14 protein-coding genes, 1 tRNA gene and 1 riboswitch are annotated in these 19838 nt (G+C 67.3%); of the genes, 13 read left to right on the top strand and 2 right to left on the bottom strand.

Features of this window, described 5'->3' with window-relative positions; genetic code table 11:
• Positions 1-29: 29 nt before the first annotated feature.
• Positions 30-113: riboswitch (cyclic di-GMP riboswitch) on the top strand.
• Positions 114-158: 45 nt separating this feature from the next.
• The 4 genes from EX88_RS26770 (at position 159) to EX88_RS0107570 (ending at position 8609) form a co-directional block, all read left to right on the top strand.
• Positions 159-2645: a hypothetical protein gene (locus EX88_RS26770; RefSeq protein ID WP_200875813.1), complete on the top strand. Its 2487-nt coding sequence runs from the start codon at positions 159-161 to the stop codon at positions 2643-2645.
• Between the two features lie 605 nt (positions 2646-3250).
• The gene (locus EX88_RS0107560; protein WP_235186217.1) at positions 3251-5824 is read left to right on the top strand and encodes a TonB-dependent receptor; all 2574 of its coding nucleotides are present in this window, start codon (positions 3251-3253) and stop codon (positions 5822-5824) included.
• 65 nt (positions 5825-5889) lie between these two features.
• Positions 5890-7074, top strand: coding sequence for a phosphatidylinositol-specific phospholipase C1-like protein (locus tag EX88_RS0107565; RefSeq protein WP_031371394.1), 1185 nt, complete (start codon positions 5890-5892; stop codon positions 7072-7074).
• Positions 7075-7091: 17 nt separating this feature from the next.
• Entirely contained in the window at positions 7092-8609 is a 1518-nt protein-coding gene (locus EX88_RS0107570) for a CehA/McbA family metallohydrolase (RefSeq protein ID WP_235186218.1), read from the top strand.
• Between the two features lie 55 nt (positions 8610-8664).
• Here EX88_RS0107570 and thiS read toward each other — a convergent pair whose 3' ends face one another.
• Positions 8665-8865 (bottom strand): sulfur carrier protein ThiS, encoded by a 201-nt coding sequence (gene thiS, locus EX88_RS0107575; RefSeq protein ID WP_031371396.1) that lies wholly within the window; start codon positions 8863-8865, stop codon positions 8665-8667.
• Between the two features lie 311 nt (positions 8866-9176).
• Between thiS and EX88_RS0107580 the strand changes: the two genes are divergently transcribed.
• The 6 genes from EX88_RS0107580 to lnt all read left to right on the top strand — a co-directional run bounded on the left by EX88_RS0107580 (position 9177) and on the right by lnt (position 16898).
• Entirely contained in the window at positions 9177-10973 is a 1797-nt protein-coding gene (locus EX88_RS0107580; RefSeq protein WP_200875815.1) for an autotransporter domain-containing protein, read from the top strand.
• 282 nt (positions 10974-11255) lie between these two features.
• Positions 11256-11329: transfer RNA gene (locus EX88_RS0107585), tRNA-Gly, on the top strand.
• Positions 11330-11484: 155 nt separating this feature from the next.
• Entirely contained in the window at positions 11485-12153 is a 669-nt protein-coding gene (locus tag EX88_RS25815; RefSeq protein ID WP_152566152.1) for a hypothetical protein, read from the top strand.
• A 467-nt stretch (positions 12154-12620) separates the two neighbouring features.
• Entirely contained in the window at positions 12621-13709 is a 1089-nt protein-coding gene (locus EX88_RS0107590) for a hypothetical protein (protein ID WP_031371398.1), read from the top strand.
• A gap of 27 nt (positions 13710-13736) precedes the next feature.
• Positions 13737-14408 carry a hypothetical protein gene (locus EX88_RS24400; RefSeq protein ID WP_051884697.1) on the top strand — a complete coding sequence of 224 codons (672 nt, stop codon included), beginning with the start codon at positions 13737-13739 and terminating at the stop codon, positions 14406-14408.
• A 39-nt stretch (positions 14409-14447) separates the two neighbouring features.
• Positions 14448-16898 carry an apolipoprotein N-acyltransferase gene (lnt, locus tag EX88_RS0107600; protein WP_031371400.1) on the top strand — a complete coding sequence of 817 codons (2451 nt, stop codon included), beginning with the start codon at positions 14448-14450 and terminating at the stop codon, positions 16896-16898.
• A gap of 275 nt (positions 16899-17173) precedes the next feature.
• On the opposite strand, the gene EX88_RS25820 is transcribed toward lnt, so the two are convergent.
• Complete coding sequence (locus tag EX88_RS25820) at positions 17174-17467, bottom strand: hypothetical protein (RefSeq protein WP_152566153.1); 294 nt, start codon at positions 17465-17467, stop codon at positions 17174-17176.
• A 79-nt stretch (positions 17468-17546) separates the two neighbouring features.
• Between EX88_RS25820 and EX88_RS25825 the strand changes: the two genes are divergently transcribed.
• The 3 genes from EX88_RS25825 (at position 17547) to rimK (ending at position 19511) form a co-directional block, all read left to right on the top strand.
• The gene (locus tag EX88_RS25825; RefSeq protein ID WP_152566154.1) at positions 17547-17762 is read left to right on the top strand and encodes a hypothetical protein; all 216 of its coding nucleotides are present in this window, start codon (positions 17547-17549) and stop codon (positions 17760-17762) included.
• Between the two features lie 330 nt (positions 17763-18092).
• A complete protein-coding gene (locus EX88_RS0107610) occupies positions 18093-18542 on the top strand; it encodes an ATP-dependent zinc protease family protein (protein WP_031371402.1) in 450 nt (149 codons plus the stop codon).
• 60 nt (positions 18543-18602) lie between these two features.
• On the top strand, positions 18603-19511 hold the full coding sequence (rimK, locus tag EX88_RS0107615; RefSeq protein ID WP_031371403.1) for a 30S ribosomal protein S6--L-glutamate ligase: 909 nt from the start codon (positions 18603-18605) through the stop codon (positions 19509-19511).
• The last annotated feature ends 327 nt before the right edge of the window (positions 19512-19838 follow it).

The raw sequence follows: 19838 nt of genomic DNA on the forward strand, positions 1-19838 counted from the left end.
GGGAAGCGGGCGCCGCGCCGTCGTACGGGACTCGAAAAAGGCACAACCGGTGAAAGCCGGTGTCGCAAAGCCACGGGTGCGGGCCGTCCGGTCAGCATGGCCGAGCTACCGAGCGCGAAGAACAGGGTGCTTTGCCACCCCGCTCACGGAGTTCTGACATGTCCACCACTCGACGTTGGCGTCCGTTGCTTGCAACGGCGCTCTTGCTTGCTACCGCTGCCGCCTTGCCCACCGGGGCCTGGGCGGCCTCGGTGCAGCCGACCACTTTCTCGGGCAACTTCACCAGTTGCGACGACCTGCCCGGCGTAGCGACCTGGGCCGGATTGGGCGGCAGCACCGGCAGCGCACCGGTCAACGGCCAAAGCTACAACCTTGGCGCACCCGGTCAAACCATCACCTTCAACTACACACCTGCCGACCAAAGCAAATTTATCGGCTTCACCTCGACCGTGCCGATGGACTACATCGTGGTCAAGGGCGGCAACGCCTATAACGTCTTCCACTACGACCCCGCCGCCCTCAGCGACATCAATCTGTTCGCACCGATCAATTCCAGCGGCGAACCCGCCGGCGTCAGCCATGTCGTGTTCTGCTTCCTGCCCAAGCCCAGCGGCGAGAAAACCGCCACGGCGAGCTGGAAGCGCTATACCGATTGGCAGATCGAAAAGACCGTGACGCCCGAGAGCATCGTGATGTTCGATGGCGACAGCCACCAGGTCGAATACACCGTCACCGCCACGCCGACCACCCGTGGCATGTATCGCGTCGCCGGCGCCATCACCGTCAAGGACCCGTTCGGCTTCGGTTGGAAGACCACCGCCGTGGTCGACACCATGCAGTTCAACAACAGCGCGACCCAGTTCCAGCTGAGTTGGACCTCGCAGGGCGGCGACACCGACACCCTGGCCTGCGTCAAGCCGGCCGCGAATCCGGACAAGATCATCCTGACCTGCGATTACGCGTTCGACCTGAGCAGCAACACCCATCCGTTCCTGCTCAACGCCAGCGGAGGCGTCAACGCCGCCGGCATCACCAGCGAGCGCAACGGCGGCACCTATACGTTCGTGGCTTCCGCTGCGTTCTCGATCCCGGCGAACCCGGCCGAGAGCTACGGCGACACGTTCGTGATCGACGACTCGATGCTGCCGGGCGATCCGAACCACAGCTTCAGCCTCGGCAACGGTCCGTATGTGTGGACCTATCCGCGTCCGTCGCCGTTCGTGTGCGGTGCCGACGAAGGTCAGCACAACAACACCGCAACCGGTACCTGGAGCACCAGCGCCAGCACCAATGCCACGGCCAGCGATTCGGCCATGGTCACCGTCGCCTGCCGGACCGTCGCGATCAGCAAGACCGCGCAGACCCGCTACGACCGCGACTATGCCTGGGCGCCCGACAAGCATGTGGTGGTCTCGCCGGCCGACGCCAAGGTCGTCGGCATGCAGGGCTGCCTGCCCGATCCGATCGCCAGCGGCATCTATGCCGGTAACTTCCTGTGCGACGACGTCGACGTGCTGCTCAATGTCGGCGGCAACTACGAGACGGTCTATCGTCTCGCGGCGACCCGCAGCACCGAGTCCGAGAGCGGCTTTGCGGTCAGCGGCAGCATCATGGTCACCTGGCCTGCCGACGCGACACCGCAGTTCAGCCCGGCCGATCCGAGCGACACTCTGCACTTCGCCGGTGGAGGCACCCAGTCGGTGTCGCCGACGTGCGACCCGCAGGGCGCGACCTCGCTCAACTGCACCTACGACGCAGCGCTGAGCGGCAAGCTCGAAGGCTATAACGAGGCGAGCATCCAGCGCGTGCTGAAGTGCTACGACGCTGCCGGCAACGCCAGCGATTGCGGCTTCACGAGCTACACCTCCAACCAGGCCGCACTGGTGTACGGCTCGCCGAACGTCGAAACCGACGCCTGCGTGCAGGTCAGCGACCTGTTCAACGGCATCCCGGGCCTCAACCTCGGCGATACCTTCGGTTGGCAGGTCAGCCCGCTGATGTGCAGCAGCTTCGCCCAGTACGTCACTGGCGACATCAACCCCGATCCGGGCATCGTCAACAGCCTCGACCTGTTCGCGGCGTGGATACTGCCGAGCCAGACCGGACCCGGTAACACTTGCGAATTCATGGTTCCGAACCTCTTGACCTTGGCGACCGACAACGGCGTCAACAAGAGCGACGAAGCCGTGATCACCGTGAGCGTGCCGGAACTGTGCGCCAACAGCGGATGCACCTACACCCAGGGTTATTGGAAGACCCACTCGAAGTACGGCCCCGCGCCGTATGACGCGACCTGGGCCGCGATCGGAGAAGACACGCTGTTCTTCGCCTCCGGTCAGACCTGGTACAAGGTGTTCTGGACGCCGCCGAAGGGTGGCAACGCGTACTACATCCTCGCGCACCAGTACATGGCCGCACGCCTCAACGCCGAAGCCGGCGCAGGCGCACCGTCCAACGTGCAGGCCGCTATCGCCGAAGCCACCGCATGGTTCATCGGTCGCAGCACCACTGCGCCGAAGGGCGCGGCACGCGACACCGCGATCAGGCTCGCCGGCATTCTCGGCGCCTACAACGAAGGCACGACCGGACCTGGCCATTGCTCGGTCTCGCCGGCCACCGTGATCGACGGAGGCGGCAACAGCTGATACGCAGCGTTACTTGCAACCCGCAACAGAGCCCCGGCTTCGGCCGGGGCTTTTTTATGCGCCGATGTCATTTGCTTGAACATCGCACCGACACGTAAGGCCCCCTCAAATATCGCATCGACACATGAACTCCCCCCTTTGAAAAAGGGGGGGTAGGGGGGATTTGCTCTTATCCCATCCACATCAAGGCGATCTGCCCGGAAATCCCCCGGCGCAGCGGGCTTGTCGCTCCGCCGAACGACGCAGGCGCCCGCCCCCTTTGCAAAGGGGGCTTGTGTAGGTGTTTCCGCAGGCCGTTCACGCCCGTCGATCCGTCGGCGTCGAGCACACGGTGTTGATGTAGCCGCTGCCCAGAGAGGTCCCCCTTTGGAAAAGGGGGGGCAGGGGGGGATTTGCTCCTGCTCCGCTATGCATTCGCGCCCCGCATTCGCCCAGCAAGCAAGCTTGACCGATCCTGGCGCCAACCACCGCGCACGCAATTCCATCGACGGCTGTCACGAATCTTTAAACGTCGCGGCCCAGCATGCGCAGGATTGCCGGGCTCGACGCAGGGCCTTCGGACGGAACCGGCCGGCAGCCTTCCCTTCCTTCCGAACGCCGAATCCATGATGCCTTCCACCCGCCAGCTGAGCCGGGCGATCCGTTGCGCCCTCGTACTGACCGCATTCGCCGTTTCTAGCGCACAGGCCCAGGACACCGCAGCGACTGCCGCCAGCGATGCGAGCATGGCCGCCGCCAGCGCAACCGATCTCGACACCGTCATCGTCACCGGCCGTTCCGGCACGCGCCAGCGCAGCAAGGCCGAGACCAGCTACTCGATCACCGCCATCGACGAAGACCGCCTACGCATGCAGGCGCCGACCTCGGTCACCGAGGCGATGAAGTCGGTGCCGGGCTTTTGGGTCGAAGCCACCGGCGGCGAAGCCAGCGGCAACATCCGTGCGCGCGGCATCCCGGTCGACGGGTTCGGTTCGGTCACCCTGCTCGAAGACGGCATCCCGGTGCAGCACGACCCGGCCCTGGGCTTCCTCAACGGCGACCAGGCGTTCCGACTCGACGAGACCATCGAACGCATCGAAGTGGTGCGCGGCGGCCCCTCCTCGGTGTTCTACTCGAACGCGCCGGCCGGCGCGATCAACTTCATCCCGCGCGTGGTCGGCGACAGCGCCGAAGGCGTGGTCAAGTACACCGCAGGCGACTACGGCCTGAACCGCTACGACTTCTTCTTCGGTACGCCGCTTGGCGCCGGCTGGAAGCTCGGCCTCGGCGGCTTTTATCGTTTCGACGACGGCATCCGCGATCCCGGCTTCCAGGCCAACGACGGCGGCCAGTACCGGCTCAACCTGAGCAAGGCGTTCGAGCGCGGCCGCTTCGCCTTCGACTACAAGCGCCTGGACGACAACGTCGCGCTGTACCTCGGCATCCCGATGCGCACCTATGCCGACGGCAAGATCCGCGGCGTGCCCGGCTTCGACGATCACTACGGCACCCTGGCCGGCCCGGACACCCGCCATGCCTCGATGCTGCAGGGCGACCGCAGCCGCTATGCCTTCGACAACGCGCGCGGCACCGAAGTGAAGCGCGACCAGTACACGGTCAAGTTCGATTACGAACTCGGCGCCGGCTTCAAGCTCGCCCAGTCGCTGCGCTACGACCGCACCGAGACCCAGCGCAACGGCGTGTTCCCGCTGCAGTTGCTCAGCGCCTCCAAGTTCCTGTCCGACCCTGCGCTGAAAAAGCAGCTCGCGGCGATTCCCGGCGCCGCCGGCGCGCAGCTGCGCTACGTCAACGGCGCGGGCCAGGTGTTCGACGTCGCCAACCAGAACGGCAACGGCCTGGTCACGGTCGGCGGCCTGCGCGGCGTGACCATGCCGGTCGACGAGCTGATCAGCGACACCCGCCTGATGCGCCGTTTCGACTTCGGCGGGCAGAGCCACGACCTCACCTTCGGCTACTACTACGCACGCTTCGACCAGGACTTCGACCGCTATTCGTCGACGACCCTGCTCGACGTGCGCGATAACGCGCGCCTGCTCGATCTGGTCGCGGTCGACGCCGCCGGCCGCCCATTGGCGACGCTGACCGACCACGGCTTCTACCGCTACGGTTATGAGTGGGAGAACGCCAGCGGCCGCTCGACCACCCAGGCCGTGTACCTGTCGGACGAATGGCAGGTCAACGAGCGCCTGCGCATCGACGCCGGTGTGCGCTGGGAAAAGGTCAACGCCAAGGGTTGGACCGAGATCCGCAAGCAGGTCAACCTGGGCACTCCGGCGAGCTCGCAAATCCTGACCGGCTCGGGCCGCTTCGTGAACTACGACCGCGACTACGACAAGCTCGGCTGGACCGTCGGTGCCAATTGGCAGTTCGACAAATACTCGGGCCTGTTCGCGCGCTGGACCCCGACCTTCCGCCTGCCCAATCTGTCGAGCTTCATCACCCGCTATTCCAACTGCACCCAGGCCGCGGCCCAGGACTGCGTGAGCAAGGACACCGCGGCGCAGCCGGTGATCCAGACCATGCAGCTCGGCGAGGTCGGCTACAAGTTCAGCAACGAAACCTTCGACGTGTTCGCCACGCTGTTCTACACCAAGTACGAGAACGTCGGTTTCAGCAATGCCGTGTTCGACCTCAACGCCGGCACCTCGACCGTGCAGCAGGGCTATGCCGACACCAAGACCACCGGCCTGGAGTTGGAAGCGTCGTGGTTCCCGGTGCGCTGGTTCGACATGCAGCTGACCGCGACCGTGCAGGACCCGCAATACAAAGGCCTGCGCTACACCGAGATCGTCAACGGCGCGCCGGTGTTGCGCGACTTCGTCGGCAACCAGTTGATCCGCGTGCCGAAGAACAGCTTCCGCATCGTGCCCGGCATCAACCTGCTCGACGACCGTCTGCGCCTGCAGCTCGCCTACGAATACCAGGGCGAGCGTTTCGTCGACACCGCCAATTCGGTGCGGCTGCCGTCGTACAACGTGCTCAACGCCAGCGCCCGCTACGAGTTCACCCCGGGGCTGACCCTGTTCCTGTACGGCGACAACCTGACCAACTCGCGCGGCCTGACCGAAGGCAACCCGCGCGCCGGCGAGCTGCAGAGCGCCGACGCCGGCGCCAACACCTTCATCGCCCGCCCGCTGCTCGGCCGTGCCTTCCGCGCCGCGCTGATGTACCGGTTCTGAGCGCGATGCGGATGGGGGCGGTCAAGGCTGGGCTGAGTTGCGGCGCGCTGATCGTCGGCGCGCTTATGGCCGGCCCACTCATGGCCGGCGCCGCCGGTGCGCAAACCAGCGCAGCCATCGCGGGCGCTGGCTGCAAGCTCGACGCCGATCGCGCCTCGGCGGCCGGCCCGGACTGCAGCCAGACCTGGATCGACGCGCGCCTGCGCATCAACGATCTGCAGGCGATCGGCACCCACAACAGCTACAAGCTCGCGATCCCGCCGCAGGAGCTGGCCGCGCACCGCGCGGTCGATGCGGCCGGCGCGGACTCGCTGGACTATGCGCATCCGCCCTTGTTCGCGCAGTTGGAGCAGGGCGCCCGCACGCTCGAGCTCGATGTCTACTACGACCCGCGCGGCGGCCGTTATGCGCATCCGCCCGGTGCCTTGCGCCGGGGCTATGGCGAGGCCGGCCCCTGGTCGCCCGCAGTCGCGGCCGAAATGACGCAGCCCGGCTTCAAGGTCATGCACCTGGCCGATATCGACTTCCGCAGCCAGTGCATGGTTTTCGTGCAGTGCCTGCGGCAGATCCGCGCCTGGTCGCAAAGCCACCGCGAGCATGCGCCGATCCTGATCCTGATCAACGCCAAGGACGGCCGCAGTGGGCCCGGTGCGGTTGCGCCGCTGCCGTTCGACGGCGCCGCCTTCGATGCGCTCGATGGCGAAATCCGTTCGGTCTTTACCGCCGCCGAACTGATCGTTCCCGACGACGTGCGCGGCGATGCGCCGAGCCTGCGCGAAGCGGTGCTGGCCGGACGCTGGCCGACGCTGGCGCAGGCGCGCGGCAAGGTCCTGTTCGCGCTCGACGAGGACGCGCGCAAGATCGGCTTGTACCGCGGCGCGCGACGCTCGCTGGAAGGGCGGGCGATGTTCGTCAACACAGACGAGCAGGCCTCCGATGCCGCCTATCTGACCCTCAACGACCCGATCGGGCAGGGCGTACGCATTGCCAAGGCGGTCGACGCCGGCTTCCTGGTGCGCACCCGCGCCGACGCCGACACGCTCGAGGCGCGGCGCAACGACCCGCGCCGGCGCGAGGCCGCCTTCGCCAGCGGCGCGCATTACATCTCCACCGATTACCCGCAGCCCGACCGGCGTTTCAGCCGCTATCGCGTGGTGTTCCCGCGCAGCGAAATCGCGCGCTGCAACCCGCGCCGCCAGCCCGAGCGTTGCAACCAGCGTCCGGTCGAAGCGCTCGAGAAGCACGATTGACGAACCGGGGCATGATCATGAAATCGCTTATTGCGCTGCTGATGCTCGCCTTGGCCTGTGGGGCACCCATGGCCGGTGCGGCCAGCGCTGCCGAGGCCGCCGACGTGACCATCGAGGGCGCGATCGAAGGCCGCGACAATCGCAGCTATCGCGAACTGCCGTTCCGGGTGCCGAACGGCGTCGTTCGCATCACGGTCGAGTTCGCCTACGACGGGCGCGAGCACAAGACCACGATCGACCTGGGCTTGATCGGCCCTGGCGACTTCCTCGGCCGCGACGGCTTCCGCGGTTGGAGCGGCGGCAACAAACGCGTGTTCACCGTCAGCGCCGCCGATGCGACCCCGTCGTATCCGGCCGGCGCCTTGCCCGCGGGCGAGTGGAAAGTCCTGCTCGGCATTCCCAACATCCGCGCCGAGCAGCGCGCCCGCTATGTCGCGCGCATCCATTTCGGCATGGCCGATGAACCCGATGCGTTACCTGCCGCGATCGCCGCCAAGCCCCTGCGCTCCGGGCCGGGCTGGTACCGCGGCGACCTGCACATGCACAGCGGCCACAGCGACGGCAGCTGCGCCTCACAGGGCGGCAGCAAGGTGCCGTGCCCATTGTTCCTGACCGCGCAGGCGGCGAGTCGGCACGGGTTGGATTTCGTCGCCGTCACCGAACACAACACGGTCTCGCATCTTTCGGGCCTGCGTGAGCTGCAGCCGTATTTCGATCGTTTGTTGCTGATGCCGGGCATCGAGATCACCACCTTCCAGGGCCATGCGAACGTGTTCGGCACCTACGCCCCGGTCGACTTCCGCGTCGGCAGCACCGCGGTGCCGGATTGGGACACGGTTTTGCGCGCGCTGGAGAAGCGCGGCGCGCCGGTGTCGATCAATCACCCGATCCGTCCCTCCGACGAACGCTGCATGGGCTGCGGCTGGACGCCGATGCCGGCGGCGGACCTGTCGCGGGTCAGCATGGTCGAGGCCGTCAACGGCGGCGACGCCGACACCCCGGGCTCGGGCATCGCCTTCTGGCAGCGCGAACTCAACGCCGGCCATCGTTTGACCGGCATCGGCGGCAGCGATAACCACGATGCCCCGACCGAGGCCGAAGAAACCTTCGGCGCCAGCCGGATCGGCCGGCCGACCACGGTTGTGCATGCGCGCGAGCTGTCGATGCCGGCGATCCTGGAGGGCCTGCGCGCCGGCAATGTCTTCGTGGACGTGCGCGGATCGAAGGATCGCGCCCTGGAGCTGAGCGCGAGCCACGGACGCGAGCAAACCGCGATGGGCGGCGAGTTGCGCCTGCGCGCCGGCGACGAGGCGAGGTTGAGCCTGACGGTACGCAACGTCCCCGACGGCCGGGTCGAAACCATCGTCGACGGCGTCGCCGTGCCCCTGATCGAGCAGCCGGCGATCGGCGCAGCCGAGCAGCGCTTCGACTTCCGTTGGCGCAGCGATGGCGCCCGCCATTGGCTGCGCGTCGACGTGCGCGATGCGCAGGGGCGGCTCGCCTTGATGGGCAACCCGGTGTACTTCAACCGCTAACCGCACGACGCCCCGGGGCCGTCGGCGCCGACCCGGGACAGTCCGGGTATCGCGCTCAGCCGCCGCCGAGGGCGTGCACGATCTCGACCTTGTCGCCTTCGGCAAGCGCGCGTTCGGCGTGGCGCCCGCGCGGGACGATCTCGCCGTTGATCTCGACCGCGACCCGGCGTTCGCCCAGGCCTTCGTTGTGCAGCAGTTCGACCACGGTGGTCGGCGCCGCGAGCGCGCGCGGTTCGCCATTGAGCAGGATATTCATGCCGCCATTGTCGCGTGGGCGCCCGCTTGCGGCCAGTCTCGGCCCTGGCGGTTGGCAGCATCCGAACCGCAGCAAAGGCCCGCTCTGTGACCTCTGGCCCCGGCGCCGGAGCGGCCGGCCGGGGATAATCGCGGCATCGTTTTGCCGCGCTGCGCCTTGCCTTGATCCGCCGGCGCGTGCTTCGATTCGGCCATCCGCCGGCGTATGTCACGCCCGCGCGGAGCTTCTACCGGCAATCGACCGATCATTCGATCGCCATCACCCGTCACATCACCGCAGGGAAGTTCATGATGAAACCCGTTCGTACCGTGCTGGCCGCCGCCCTCGTGCTGGCCGCCGCTCCGGCCTTCGCCCAGGAGTATTCGCAGACCGTCTTCATCGGCGACAGCCTGACCGACTCCGGCCATTTCCGCCCGGCCCTGTTCCAGGCGGTCGGTCCGAACGCGGCCCTGATCGGCCGCTTCACCACCAACCCGGGCCTGGTCTGGTCGGAATATGTCGCCGAGTACTACGGCACCAACGCCACCAGCGCCAATCAGGGCGGCACCAACTACGCCGTCGGCGGCGCCCGCACCGGCACCAACAGCGCCAGCCCGCTCGGCGCGATTCCGTCGCTGGCCACGCAGACCACCAACTACCTCGCCGCCAACGGCGGCCGCGCCGACCCGAACGCGCTGTACACCGTGTGGGGCGGCGCCAACGACCTGTTCGCAGTCGTCGCCGGCGCCCCGGCGCAGGCCACCATCACCAATGCCGTCACCGCGCAGATCGGTGTGGTCGCCGCGCTGCAGAACGCCGGCGCCCAGTACGTGCTGGTGCCGACCGTGCCGAACCTCGGCCTGACCCCGCAGTTCCGCGCGGGCGGCGCCGCCGCCCAGGCCGCCGGCACCCAGCTGTCGACCACCTACAACAACGCCCTGTACGGCGGCCTCGCCGCGGCCGGCCTGCGCGTGATTCCGCTCAACACCTTCAGCCTGCTGGCGGAAATCACCGCCAACCCGGCGCCGTACGGCATCACCAACGTCACCGGCACCGGCTGCAATCCGCAGATCACCGCCTCGTCGCTGACCTGCAGCCCGCTCAACTACGCTGCCCCCGACGCGCCGGAAACCTACGCTTTCGCCGATGGCGTGCATCCGTCGAGCAAGGCCCATCGCATCCTCGCCGACTACGCGCTGTCGGTGCTCGAAGCGCCGCGTTTCATCGCCGTGCTGCCGAACTCGGCGGCGATGAGCGGCCGCGCCCGCGCCGACCAGGTCGCCAACCACCTCGCCGGCCCGCAGGAAGGCGACGGCATGCGTTGGTGGACCAGCCTGCGCGGCGACTTCCAGCGCTACGGCCACGGCGACCTGTACGACGGCGCCGGTCCGGCGCTGAGCGGCGGCATCGACTGGAACCGCGGCAACCTGGTGTTCGGCGCCTTCGCCGGCTACGGCCAGCAGAAGAACGACTTCGGCCTGCGCAACGGCGAATTCGAGCAGAAGGAAGCCACCCTCGGCGGCTTCGTCGGCTGGTACGGCGAACGCGCCTGGGTCAACGGCCAGGTCAGCTACACCCAGCTCGACTTCGACATCGACCGCAACGCCAACCTCGGCCCGGTCACCCGCGTCCACCACGGTTCCGCCGACGGCGACAACCTCACCATCGCCGTCAACGGCGGCTGGGAGTTCGGCCAGGACGCCCTGCGTCACGGCCCGGTGCTCGGCCTGGTCTCGCAGAAGATCGAAGTCGACGGCTTCGCCGAAAGCGACCCGACGCTCGCGACCTCGCTGGCCTATCCGAAGCAGGAGTTCGACTCGCTGATCGGCAGCGTGGGTTGGCAGATCAACTACACCCACAGCGAAAGCTTCCGCCCCTACGCGCGCCTGACCGTCGACCGCGAGTTCGAGGACGCCCCCGAACACGCTTACGCACGCCTGCAGACCGTGCCGGGCCTGGGCGACTACGCCGTGATGGGCCGCAAGTTCGACCAGAACTACGGCAGCCTGCTGTTCGGCGTGCGCACCCACCTGTTCGGCCTCGACGCCAACATCGGCGCCAGCGCGACGGTCGGCCAGGGCGGCGGCAACACCACCACTGTGTTCGCACAGGTGGGCCGCGGGTTCTGATTGCTGCGGCCTTAGGCCGCACTACTGCGTCATAGCGGCATAGCGTTATTGCGTCACCGAAACCGGGCCGAGAGGCCCGGTTTCTTTTTGGGCGGGGCGTCGGGGTGGTGGGCGTCAGGCGAGGGCGGTGCTTCGATAAGTACGCAGACACAGCAGGCAGTACGACAGAGAGTCGACGAAGCGCCTGGGTAGAGCAGACGGGGAGGGCGCCAGCCTCGTGCCGCAGCGCCATCAGCCCGATGTTTGCCACCCGCGCGGCCTGCGCTATAAACTGGCCCGCAAGCGGGTGTAGTTCAATGGTAGAACTGCAGCTTCCCAAGCTGCTAGCGTGGGTTCGATTCCCATCACCCGCTCCATCTCTCCCGGCGGTGCGCAACGCACTGAGCAAGACCGGGCTTCCTTGCGAGCGATATCCTGCGGACCGGGCTTGCCGAGATGCCGAGTTTAGGTGGCGTCCCGCGTCTGTAGCCGCGCATACTCTTTCTAGTTGGGAAAGCGATGGGATGCACGGATGGCAAAGGTCATAGCGCAACCAATAGTTCTGATAGCGTTTGGAATGGCGCTCTGCGCCTGCGCTGAGTCGTCCAGCTCAATGCAACCTCCAGCAAACAGGACCGCGGTTCCAGCTGCCGCTCAAGTTGTCAGCACCACCCAGCAGGTGGGATACGACACTGCCGAACTGCAGCGGCGGTTAGTCGATGTGGCGAGCGGCCTGCGTTCCTTCTCTGACCTTTCACCGCACGCCCTGCAAAAACGTTTGGGCCTGGCTCTGCACCCGGATCCTAAACGGCCGCAGGCAACTGCCGGCATCGGTGCGTTGAGCAACGGGTGGGTTTATCAAGTGCAGGCATGGCAGCTCACTGGCACTACACCGCCCCCTGGCCCAGTTCAGTTCTACTTCTTTCCCGGCACATCGGTTGACCCGAAATGGTGGGGCGGTGCTCGCTGCTTTCTCGACAGTGGAGCGTTACTCGAAAGTTTAAAAGCGCAGGGCTTAGCCATCGATGGTCAGCGCCACGATGGGGGCTTGCAGACGACGTCGCTTTCCCGGAGCAGTCCTACGGCTGTGTTCACCATTGTTGTTGGCGATCATCTTGCCAACGCAGTCCGAGAAGGCAGTCAGCGCTGTCTGCGCAAGCTGACGCTCACCGCTAAAGCGTCGAGCTCGAAGGGAAGATGAGCTGTGGGCTTGTTGCGCTGGCAAGGCGGATAGACGCAGTGGATTCCGCGCTGTGACGCTAATGCGATTTCTGCTGCAATGCTGTTCGTTCAACAGACAGCCGCCGGCGCAATAAGGCGCTTAACCGACAGGTTGTTGGCGCTGCCGTTCATGACGCATCGTTCGGCAATTGCCCAGCGATCTGGCCGAACACATCCGACTCAATGTTCGCCACTCGCTGACGTTTCTTGCCCCTTACGCATCCCGCGCAGGCTCCACTTCTACGCCAAGTACCAAAACGTGATGCAGCCCCCCGCCGCTGTTGCAGCGCACATTGCACCCCCTGGAACCATACGCTAGCGTCCGGGGGCGATGGCAGGGGGGCGTGCCGCGGGGTTCGGGCATCCCCATCGTGATTCGGGTTTCGCGTTACTCATCGGGCACCGGCAGGTGTCCGCAGCGCACATCATCTCGAAGGGGAATTAAGGATGAAGATTCTGTTCCGCAATAAGGCGGGGCGGTTGCTTTCGGCTGTGGCGCTGTTCGCGCTCTCGGCCTCGGGCATGGCCAGCACGCTCAATCAGAACGTTTCCTGGACCGTCGATCGGCCCGCGACCAGCACCAAGTACCGCGTCGTCGCTTACGGCGATTCGATTTTCGCCGGCTATAACGGTTCGATCAGCAACGCGGCGCGCTATTCGGCGCCGACGGTGGATGCCGAGTATCTGTCGGCGCGCTGGAACGCGGACGTCGAAAGCATTCGCCGCGCCAAGTCCGGTGCGGTGGCCCGCGATGTTTACGAGAATAAGATCGTCGCCGATCGTTCCTACATGCAGGCCGCCTCGACCCGCGTGGTGAGCTTCGAGATGTGCGGCAACGACGGTCTGCAGGCGCGCACGGCGTTCAAGGAGCAAACCGGTACCTGCAATTACAGCGGGCTGGATGCGGCGGTCAATTCCTGCAGGACCTACGTGGCGGCGGCGATGGACTACATCAACGCCAATGCGCATGCCAACACCAAGCTCAAGGTGATCTCCAATCTGTACTACCCCGGCTACAACGCCGACAACGTGCAGAGCTCGTGCCGCGACTCCGCCACCGGGCAGACGGTGAACATGCGCGATCGCTTCTTGCCGGCCATCGCCAAGATGAACTACTGGATGTGCGAATACGCCCGCCAGAAGGGTTTCCAGTGTGCGGACAGCTTCGCCCAGTACATGGGCGCGGACTACGACAGCAACGGCGACGGGCAGATCGATTCCGACGCGCTGCGCTATGTGTCCGGCGAAAGCGAGGCCAGCTACATCAACCGCACCGCAGTCACCCTGCGTGCGACCTTGCGCGACGCCAACACCAAGTTCGTGTCGTCGTCGAGCTCGTTCGACTACATCCAGTCCGACGACACCCATCCGACCTACACCGGCGGCACGGTGTCGGCCGGCCTCTGGGGCGGCAGCACCGGCACCGGCGCGCCGCGCTACTCCAGCTTCACCAACGGCCGCAGCCCGATCTGGAACCAGTACGGGCACGAGCGCATGGGCTGGGCTTTGTCGGTCTATCAGCCGGCTTCGCCCTGACGGACGCGTCCGGCGGATAGCCGACTCATGACCAAGCGCGATCATCCGCATGCCCCGTCGTCCCGAGCGGACGGCGAGGGCATGCGTGTGATTGCGAAAGCGCCCGTGGCCCGCGGTGGGCGCTTGCTGTGGGCGGCCTGCGCCATCGTGGTGATCGCCGTGGCGTCGGTGGGCTGGTGGTGGATGCGCGAGCCTGCGCAAGGCGCGAATGCGGTCGTTGCACAGGCCGACGTGGATCGGGACGCGGCCGCTCCGCCGGACAGCCGTTCGCTGTCTACGCGGGCAAGACAGCAAGCCGCGTCGCAGCAGGAGCCACCGGCCATGCCGAGCAACGATCCCAACGACTTGGCGGCTTATTTCCAACCCGGCGATCCGGAACCCACCGGCGCGCAGGTCATCGAGGCCTTGCAGCAGGCCGGCGTGCGCACGGGGCTGGGCGCGTTCAATCCGCCCGGCACCAGTCCGCCGCTGCTCGGCTTGGCCGTGCCGGAAAACTACGAATTGCCGCAAGGCTATGTTCGCCATCATCAGGTGACCGACGAGGGCGTGCCGATCGAGCCGGTGCTGATGTTCGCGCCCGGCTTCACTTTGTACGACGCGCAGGGCCGACCCATCGCGATGCCGGCCGACCGGATCGTGCCGCCGGAACTCGCACCGCCCGGGATGCCGCAGCGGCCGATCCGGATTCCCCCGCGCTGACCCAGCGACACGGAGTGTTTCGATTTGATCCAGGAGCGGTTGTCCCCGTCCCGCTGGCGTAGCCTCGCCGGCATTCTCGCCACCGCTGCCTTGCTCGGCCTGTACGCTCGCGGCGGCCCCGCCTGGGGCCTGGGCTTCGTCGCGCTGGTGCCGTGGCTGTTGGTGCTCGACAACGACAAGACCACGCTGCGCGCGCTGGCCAACGGCGCGTTGATGAGCGTCGTCTTCGTGGCCGCGGTGTTTCATTGGTTCGGTGCGGCGATCGGCGCCTACACCGAGGTGGGCGCGTTGACCGCGACGGCGGCGCTGCTGGTGCTGGCGCCGTTGTTGCAGCCGCAATTCATCGCCTTCGCGCTGGTGCGCCAATGGGCGGGGCGCCGCTACGGGCCGGTGCTGCGCGCCCTGGCCGCGGTGTCGGCTTGGTTGGCCTGCGAACGGCTGATGCCCAAGCTGTTGGGCGACACCTTGGGGCACGGCTTGTTTCCATCCGCGGTGTTGCGCCAGGTGGCCGACCTCGGCGGCGCCGCGGGCCTCACCGCGTTGCTGCTGCTGGTCAACGAGGCGGCCGCCTTCGCCATCGAACAGCGCAAACGCGGCGCGCGCACGCTGCTGCGGCCGCTCGCGCTCGGGGCGCTGATCGTGGTGTGCATGGCCGGTTACGGTGCGATGCGGCGCGCGGATTTGCAGGCACCGGTGGCCAATGAAGCGCCGACCCTGCGCGTCGCCATGGTCCAGGCCAACATCACCGACTACGAGCGGCTGCGTAAGGAAATCGGCGCCTACGCAGTGGTCCGGAAGGTGCTCGACACGCACTACGAACTTTCGTGGTCGGCGATCCGCGACCACGATGCGGACGTGCTGCTGTGGTCGGAAACCGTATATCCCACCAGCTTCGCCAGCCCGCGCAGCGAGGACGGCGCGGCGCTGGACCGCGAGATCCAGGGCTTCGTCGATACGGCGGGCGTGCCCTTGGTGTTCGGCACCTACGACCGCGACGGGCAAGGCGAATACAACGCGGCGGCGTTCCTCGAACCGGGCAAGGGCTTGCTCGGCTTCTATCGCAAGACCTACCCGTTCCCGCTGACCGAATACGTGCCGCGTTGGCTCGATGGGCCGGTGTTGCGGCGCTGGTTGCCGTGGGTCGGCGGTTGGCGCGCGGGCGACGGCGCGCGCGTGCTGCCCTTGCGCAGCGCGGACGGGCGCGAGGTCAACGTGGTGCCGTTGATCTGCCTGGACGACGTGCATACCGACCTGGCCATCGACGGCGCGCGGCTCGGCGCGCAAGCCATCATCGGCATGTCCAACGATTCCTGGTTCACCGCGTACCCGGTGGGCGCGCGCCTGCATCTGGCGGTCGCGGCCTTCCGCAGCATCGAAACGCGGCTGCCGCAGGTGCGCGTCACCACCAACGGGCTCAGCGCGATCATCGACGACACCGGCGAGGTGCTCGCGAACACCGCGGTCGGCGACCAGGCCGTGTTGACCGCCTTCGTCAGCGCCCGCGATCCGTCGCCCACCTTGATGGTGCGCTGGGGCGATTGGGTGGGGCGTGCGGGCATCGTCTTCCTGCTGGCCTTGGCGGCACTGGCGGCGTGGCAGGCCTTGCGTCGCCGCGCCGTCGCCGCGCCGGAAGTGGAGCCGGTCATCGAGGTCGTGCTGCTGACGCCGTTCTGGCGTGCGCTGAGCGGCGCGTTGAGGTTGTGCGCAGGCCTGGGGCTGCTGTGGCTGGCCTTCGACATGCTGGCGCGCATCGGTCTGCAGGTCCAATCCCTGTCGCAGCTGCGGTTGTTCGCCGCGGCCGTGCTGCTGCCGTCCGTGGCGGCATGGGCCATCGAGCGCAGGTTCGCCGCGCAAGCGCGCGTCGAAGGTGCGCTATGGGTGCTCGACCAGCGCCGGCAACGGATCGAGCTTCCGCTGGCGCCGATCGCCGCGCTGCGGCCCTGGCGTCTGCCGTTGCCGCGCAGCGGTGTCGATGTGCGCCTGGCCGCAGGTCCGCTCTGGACGCGGGGCCTGGCGTTGACGCGCCCGGAGGCCTTGCGGCGTCTGTTGACCGCGACCGGCATGCCGATCGCTTGGGAAGGCCGTTTCGCCGCCGGTCGGGCCGATCTGATCCAGTCCCGCGACGACGCGCATCGACGCCGGCTCGATCACCCTCTGGTGAAATTCGCGCTGTTCCCGTTGCTGTTGGCACTGGTCGCTTTCCGTCTGCACCAGGTCATCGCCTTCGGCGGTGCCTTCGGCGAGTACTACAGCTACGGATTGGCGGCTTATCTCACCGGATTGCTGATCTGGTGGGCCTCGTGGTCGATCGGCTTGATGTTGTTCGCCGCCGTGCTGCGGGTCGCGATCGAAACGGTCGTGGTACTCGCCATGGCGTTGCGTTACGCGCACGCGGCCACCCTGCGCGACGCGCTCGAATGGCTGGGCCGTTTGGCGTTCTACCTCGGCGTGCCGGCTTGGTTGGCGTGGCGGTTGCTGTCTACGGGGTGAAAGAGCGGGGATACGCGTGATGGCCGGGCCTCGCGGATTCGGCCGGCGAAGCTTTAACCGCGGCCAACGGCGCTCGCTGCCGAACCTTGCGGCACTGATCGCAGCAGGCACACTGCTGCGCGATCGACAGCGAAGGGATGCGAGCGATGGGGCAGGATGCCGGGGTCATGAGGTGGCTGTGCGCGTCAGCGATGAGCGGGGGCGCCGATGCGCGCGCATGAGTTCGGCGAAGTGCGCTTCGAACGTGCTCTTGCCTGGACGGTGGTCGCGCTGGTTCATGCGGGCTTGATCTGGGCGGCGTTGCAGTTGCGCAGGCCGGCCGACCCGGTCGACAGCGAAGCGAGCCTGACGGTGATTCTTCTGCGGCCGGCGGCTTCGTCGCCTTCGCGCCCGAACGAAGCGGTGCGCACAGCGCCGGCACGCGATTTGCCGAAGAAGACGGCGCCACGTTCGCCGCGCCCCGCATTCATCCCCGAAGCTGCCGCGCCGCTCCAGATAGCGCCGCCACACGCCGCGCCGATTGCTACGACCGAACCTGCCGAAGCGACCGGCCTCACCGCGATCCGCATCGACCGTAACGCGCTCGATCCGGCCGGCGCGACGCGAGCGCCGTGGGATGAGCCTGGCCCCGATCTCTTGGCCAGTCGCATGCCGGTCCTGCCGGGGCAGGGCGCGCGGCGTTTCCGCATGCAACCGCCGAACTCGATCGCCCGTACGGTCGAGCGCGTCGGTCGACTGTTCGGCGGCCGCGGCGAGGACCCTTGCCTGCGCACGCGCGACAACATCGGCGAACTGGCGGTGCAGGGCGATTCGACCGCGCTGCAGCGCGAGCTGGAGTACGAGCGCCGGCTCTGCCGCCCCTGACCGGTTCAGCGATTCCAGGCGGCGGTGCGATGTGAAGGTTCATTGCTAAGCCTGTGGTTCTTGCCCGATCCGGCCGCAGCGAGGCGCGCATCGACGCTTCACCGTCGGCGCGCTAGACTGCGCGCCCGGTCCCGAGTGGGTCGTCGCGTATCGCACCGTAGCCCCAGGCCGGACGATCCGCGCCTGCTCCGGTCCGATACGTACGGCGGCCGCGAGGTCGCCGTTTTTTGTCGGCGCGCGGCACCTGGAACGGAACGACCGACGGTGGTCGCGGTCCAAGTCGGGTCGCGGTCGTCCCAGGCCGGCAGCAGTCGCTACAGCGGAGGTACGATGTCATCGAAGATCGTCCTCGGTTGGCGCGAGGCGGCGGCGTTGCCCGAGTTGGGTCTGGCCGCGATACGCGCCAAGATCGACACCGGCGCGCGCAGTTCGGCGCTGCACGTCGATTCGCAATGGCGCTTCGTCGAGGCCGGCATGCCCTGGGTCGGTTTCGAGCTGAGTCCGGGTGCGCTGGGCGCCGGCCGGGTCGAGGCGCAGGCGCCGGTGCACGACGAGCGTTGGGTCACCGACTCCGGCGGTCACCGCAGCAGCCGGGTCTTCATCCGCACCGTGCTGAGTCTGGCCGGCATCGAACGCGAAATTGAAATAAACCTGGCGGATCGTCGTGGCATGCGTTTCCCGATGTTGCTCGGCCGCACCGCGGTGACCGGGGTGTTCACGGTCGATCCGGCACGCTCGTTCCTGCATGGACGCATCCGGCGGCGCCACCCGCGCGTCTGAACGCGCCGGGCCGTTCGCCTTTCTTCTCCACGTTTCTTCCACCCACGCGAATCCCTTCCGATGAAGCTTGCGATCCTGTCGCGCAACACCAAGCTCTATTCGACCCGCCGGCTGGTGGAGGCCGCCCGCGAGCGCGGCCACAGCGTGCGCGTGCTCGACCCGTTGCGCTGCTACATGCGCATCGCGTCCGACGGCTTCGAGATGCACTACAAGGGGCGCGAGATCTCCGGCTACCACGCCGTGATCCCGCGCATCGGCGCCTCGGTGACCCGCTACGGCTCGGCGGTCCTGCGCCAGTTCGAGCTCATGGACACCTACACCCCGAACACCTCCGACGCGATCCTGCGCGCGCGCGACAAGCTGCGCAGCCATCAACTGCTGGCCGCCGAGCGCATCGGCCTGCCGGCGACGGTGTTCGGCGACAACCCCGACGACACCGCCGACCTGCTGTCGATGCTCGGCCCGCCGCCGCACGTGATCAAGCTCAACGAAGGCACCCAGGGCGCCGGGGTGATGCTGACCGAGAAACTGTCGGCGTCGAAGGGCGTGATCGAAGCGCTGCGCGGGCTGTATGCGAATTTCCTGGTTCAGGAGTTCGTCGCCGAGGCCAAGGGCGCCGACCTGCGCTGCTTCGTGGTCGGCGGCAGGGTGGTTGCGGCGATGAAGCGGCAGGCGCCGAAGGGCGACTTCCGTTCCAACCTGCACCGCGGCGGCACCGCCAAGGGCGTGCGCGCCAGCACGGCCGAGCAGGAGGTGGCGGTCCGCGCTGCCCGCGTGCTCGGCCTGGGCGTGGCCGGCGTCGACCTGATCCGCTCGGTCCGCGGCCCCCTGGTGCTGGAGGTCAACGCCTCGCCGGGTCTGGAGGGCATCGAGGAGGCCAGCGGGGTCGACGTGGCCGGGGAAATCATCGAGCACGTGGCCGGTCAGCTGAAGCTGGGGACCGGGCGTCGCACCGCCACGAGACGCTGAACAGGCGTCCGGCCGGGCCCCGGAGCGGGCCGGCCGAGGAGAATGGCAAGCCTGGCAGGTCATCTGCCGGCGATCCGCCGAACGGTGCCTCCCCGGCGCGGAAGGGCCGGGCCCTCAAGATGACAACTTCAGGTTGTACTTAATTATTTTTTAACATCGTTTTTAACGACGGTTTAATCGAAATCCGCGTAGCGTTACCCGGACCGCAGCACTGCCGCTCCTCCAAGTCACGCTCCTCGTCAGAACGTTACGGATAGGGATCTGGTCGGAAGCAGGTTACGGTAATCGGGGCAATACCCTTTTGGCCCAGGCGCGGTGGCCCCGCGT

The sequence above is a fragment of the Lysobacter antibioticus genome, from assembly GCF_000731095.1.
GTDB lineage: Bacteria > Pseudomonadota > Gammaproteobacteria > Xanthomonadales > Xanthomonadaceae > Lysobacter > Lysobacter antibioticus_B.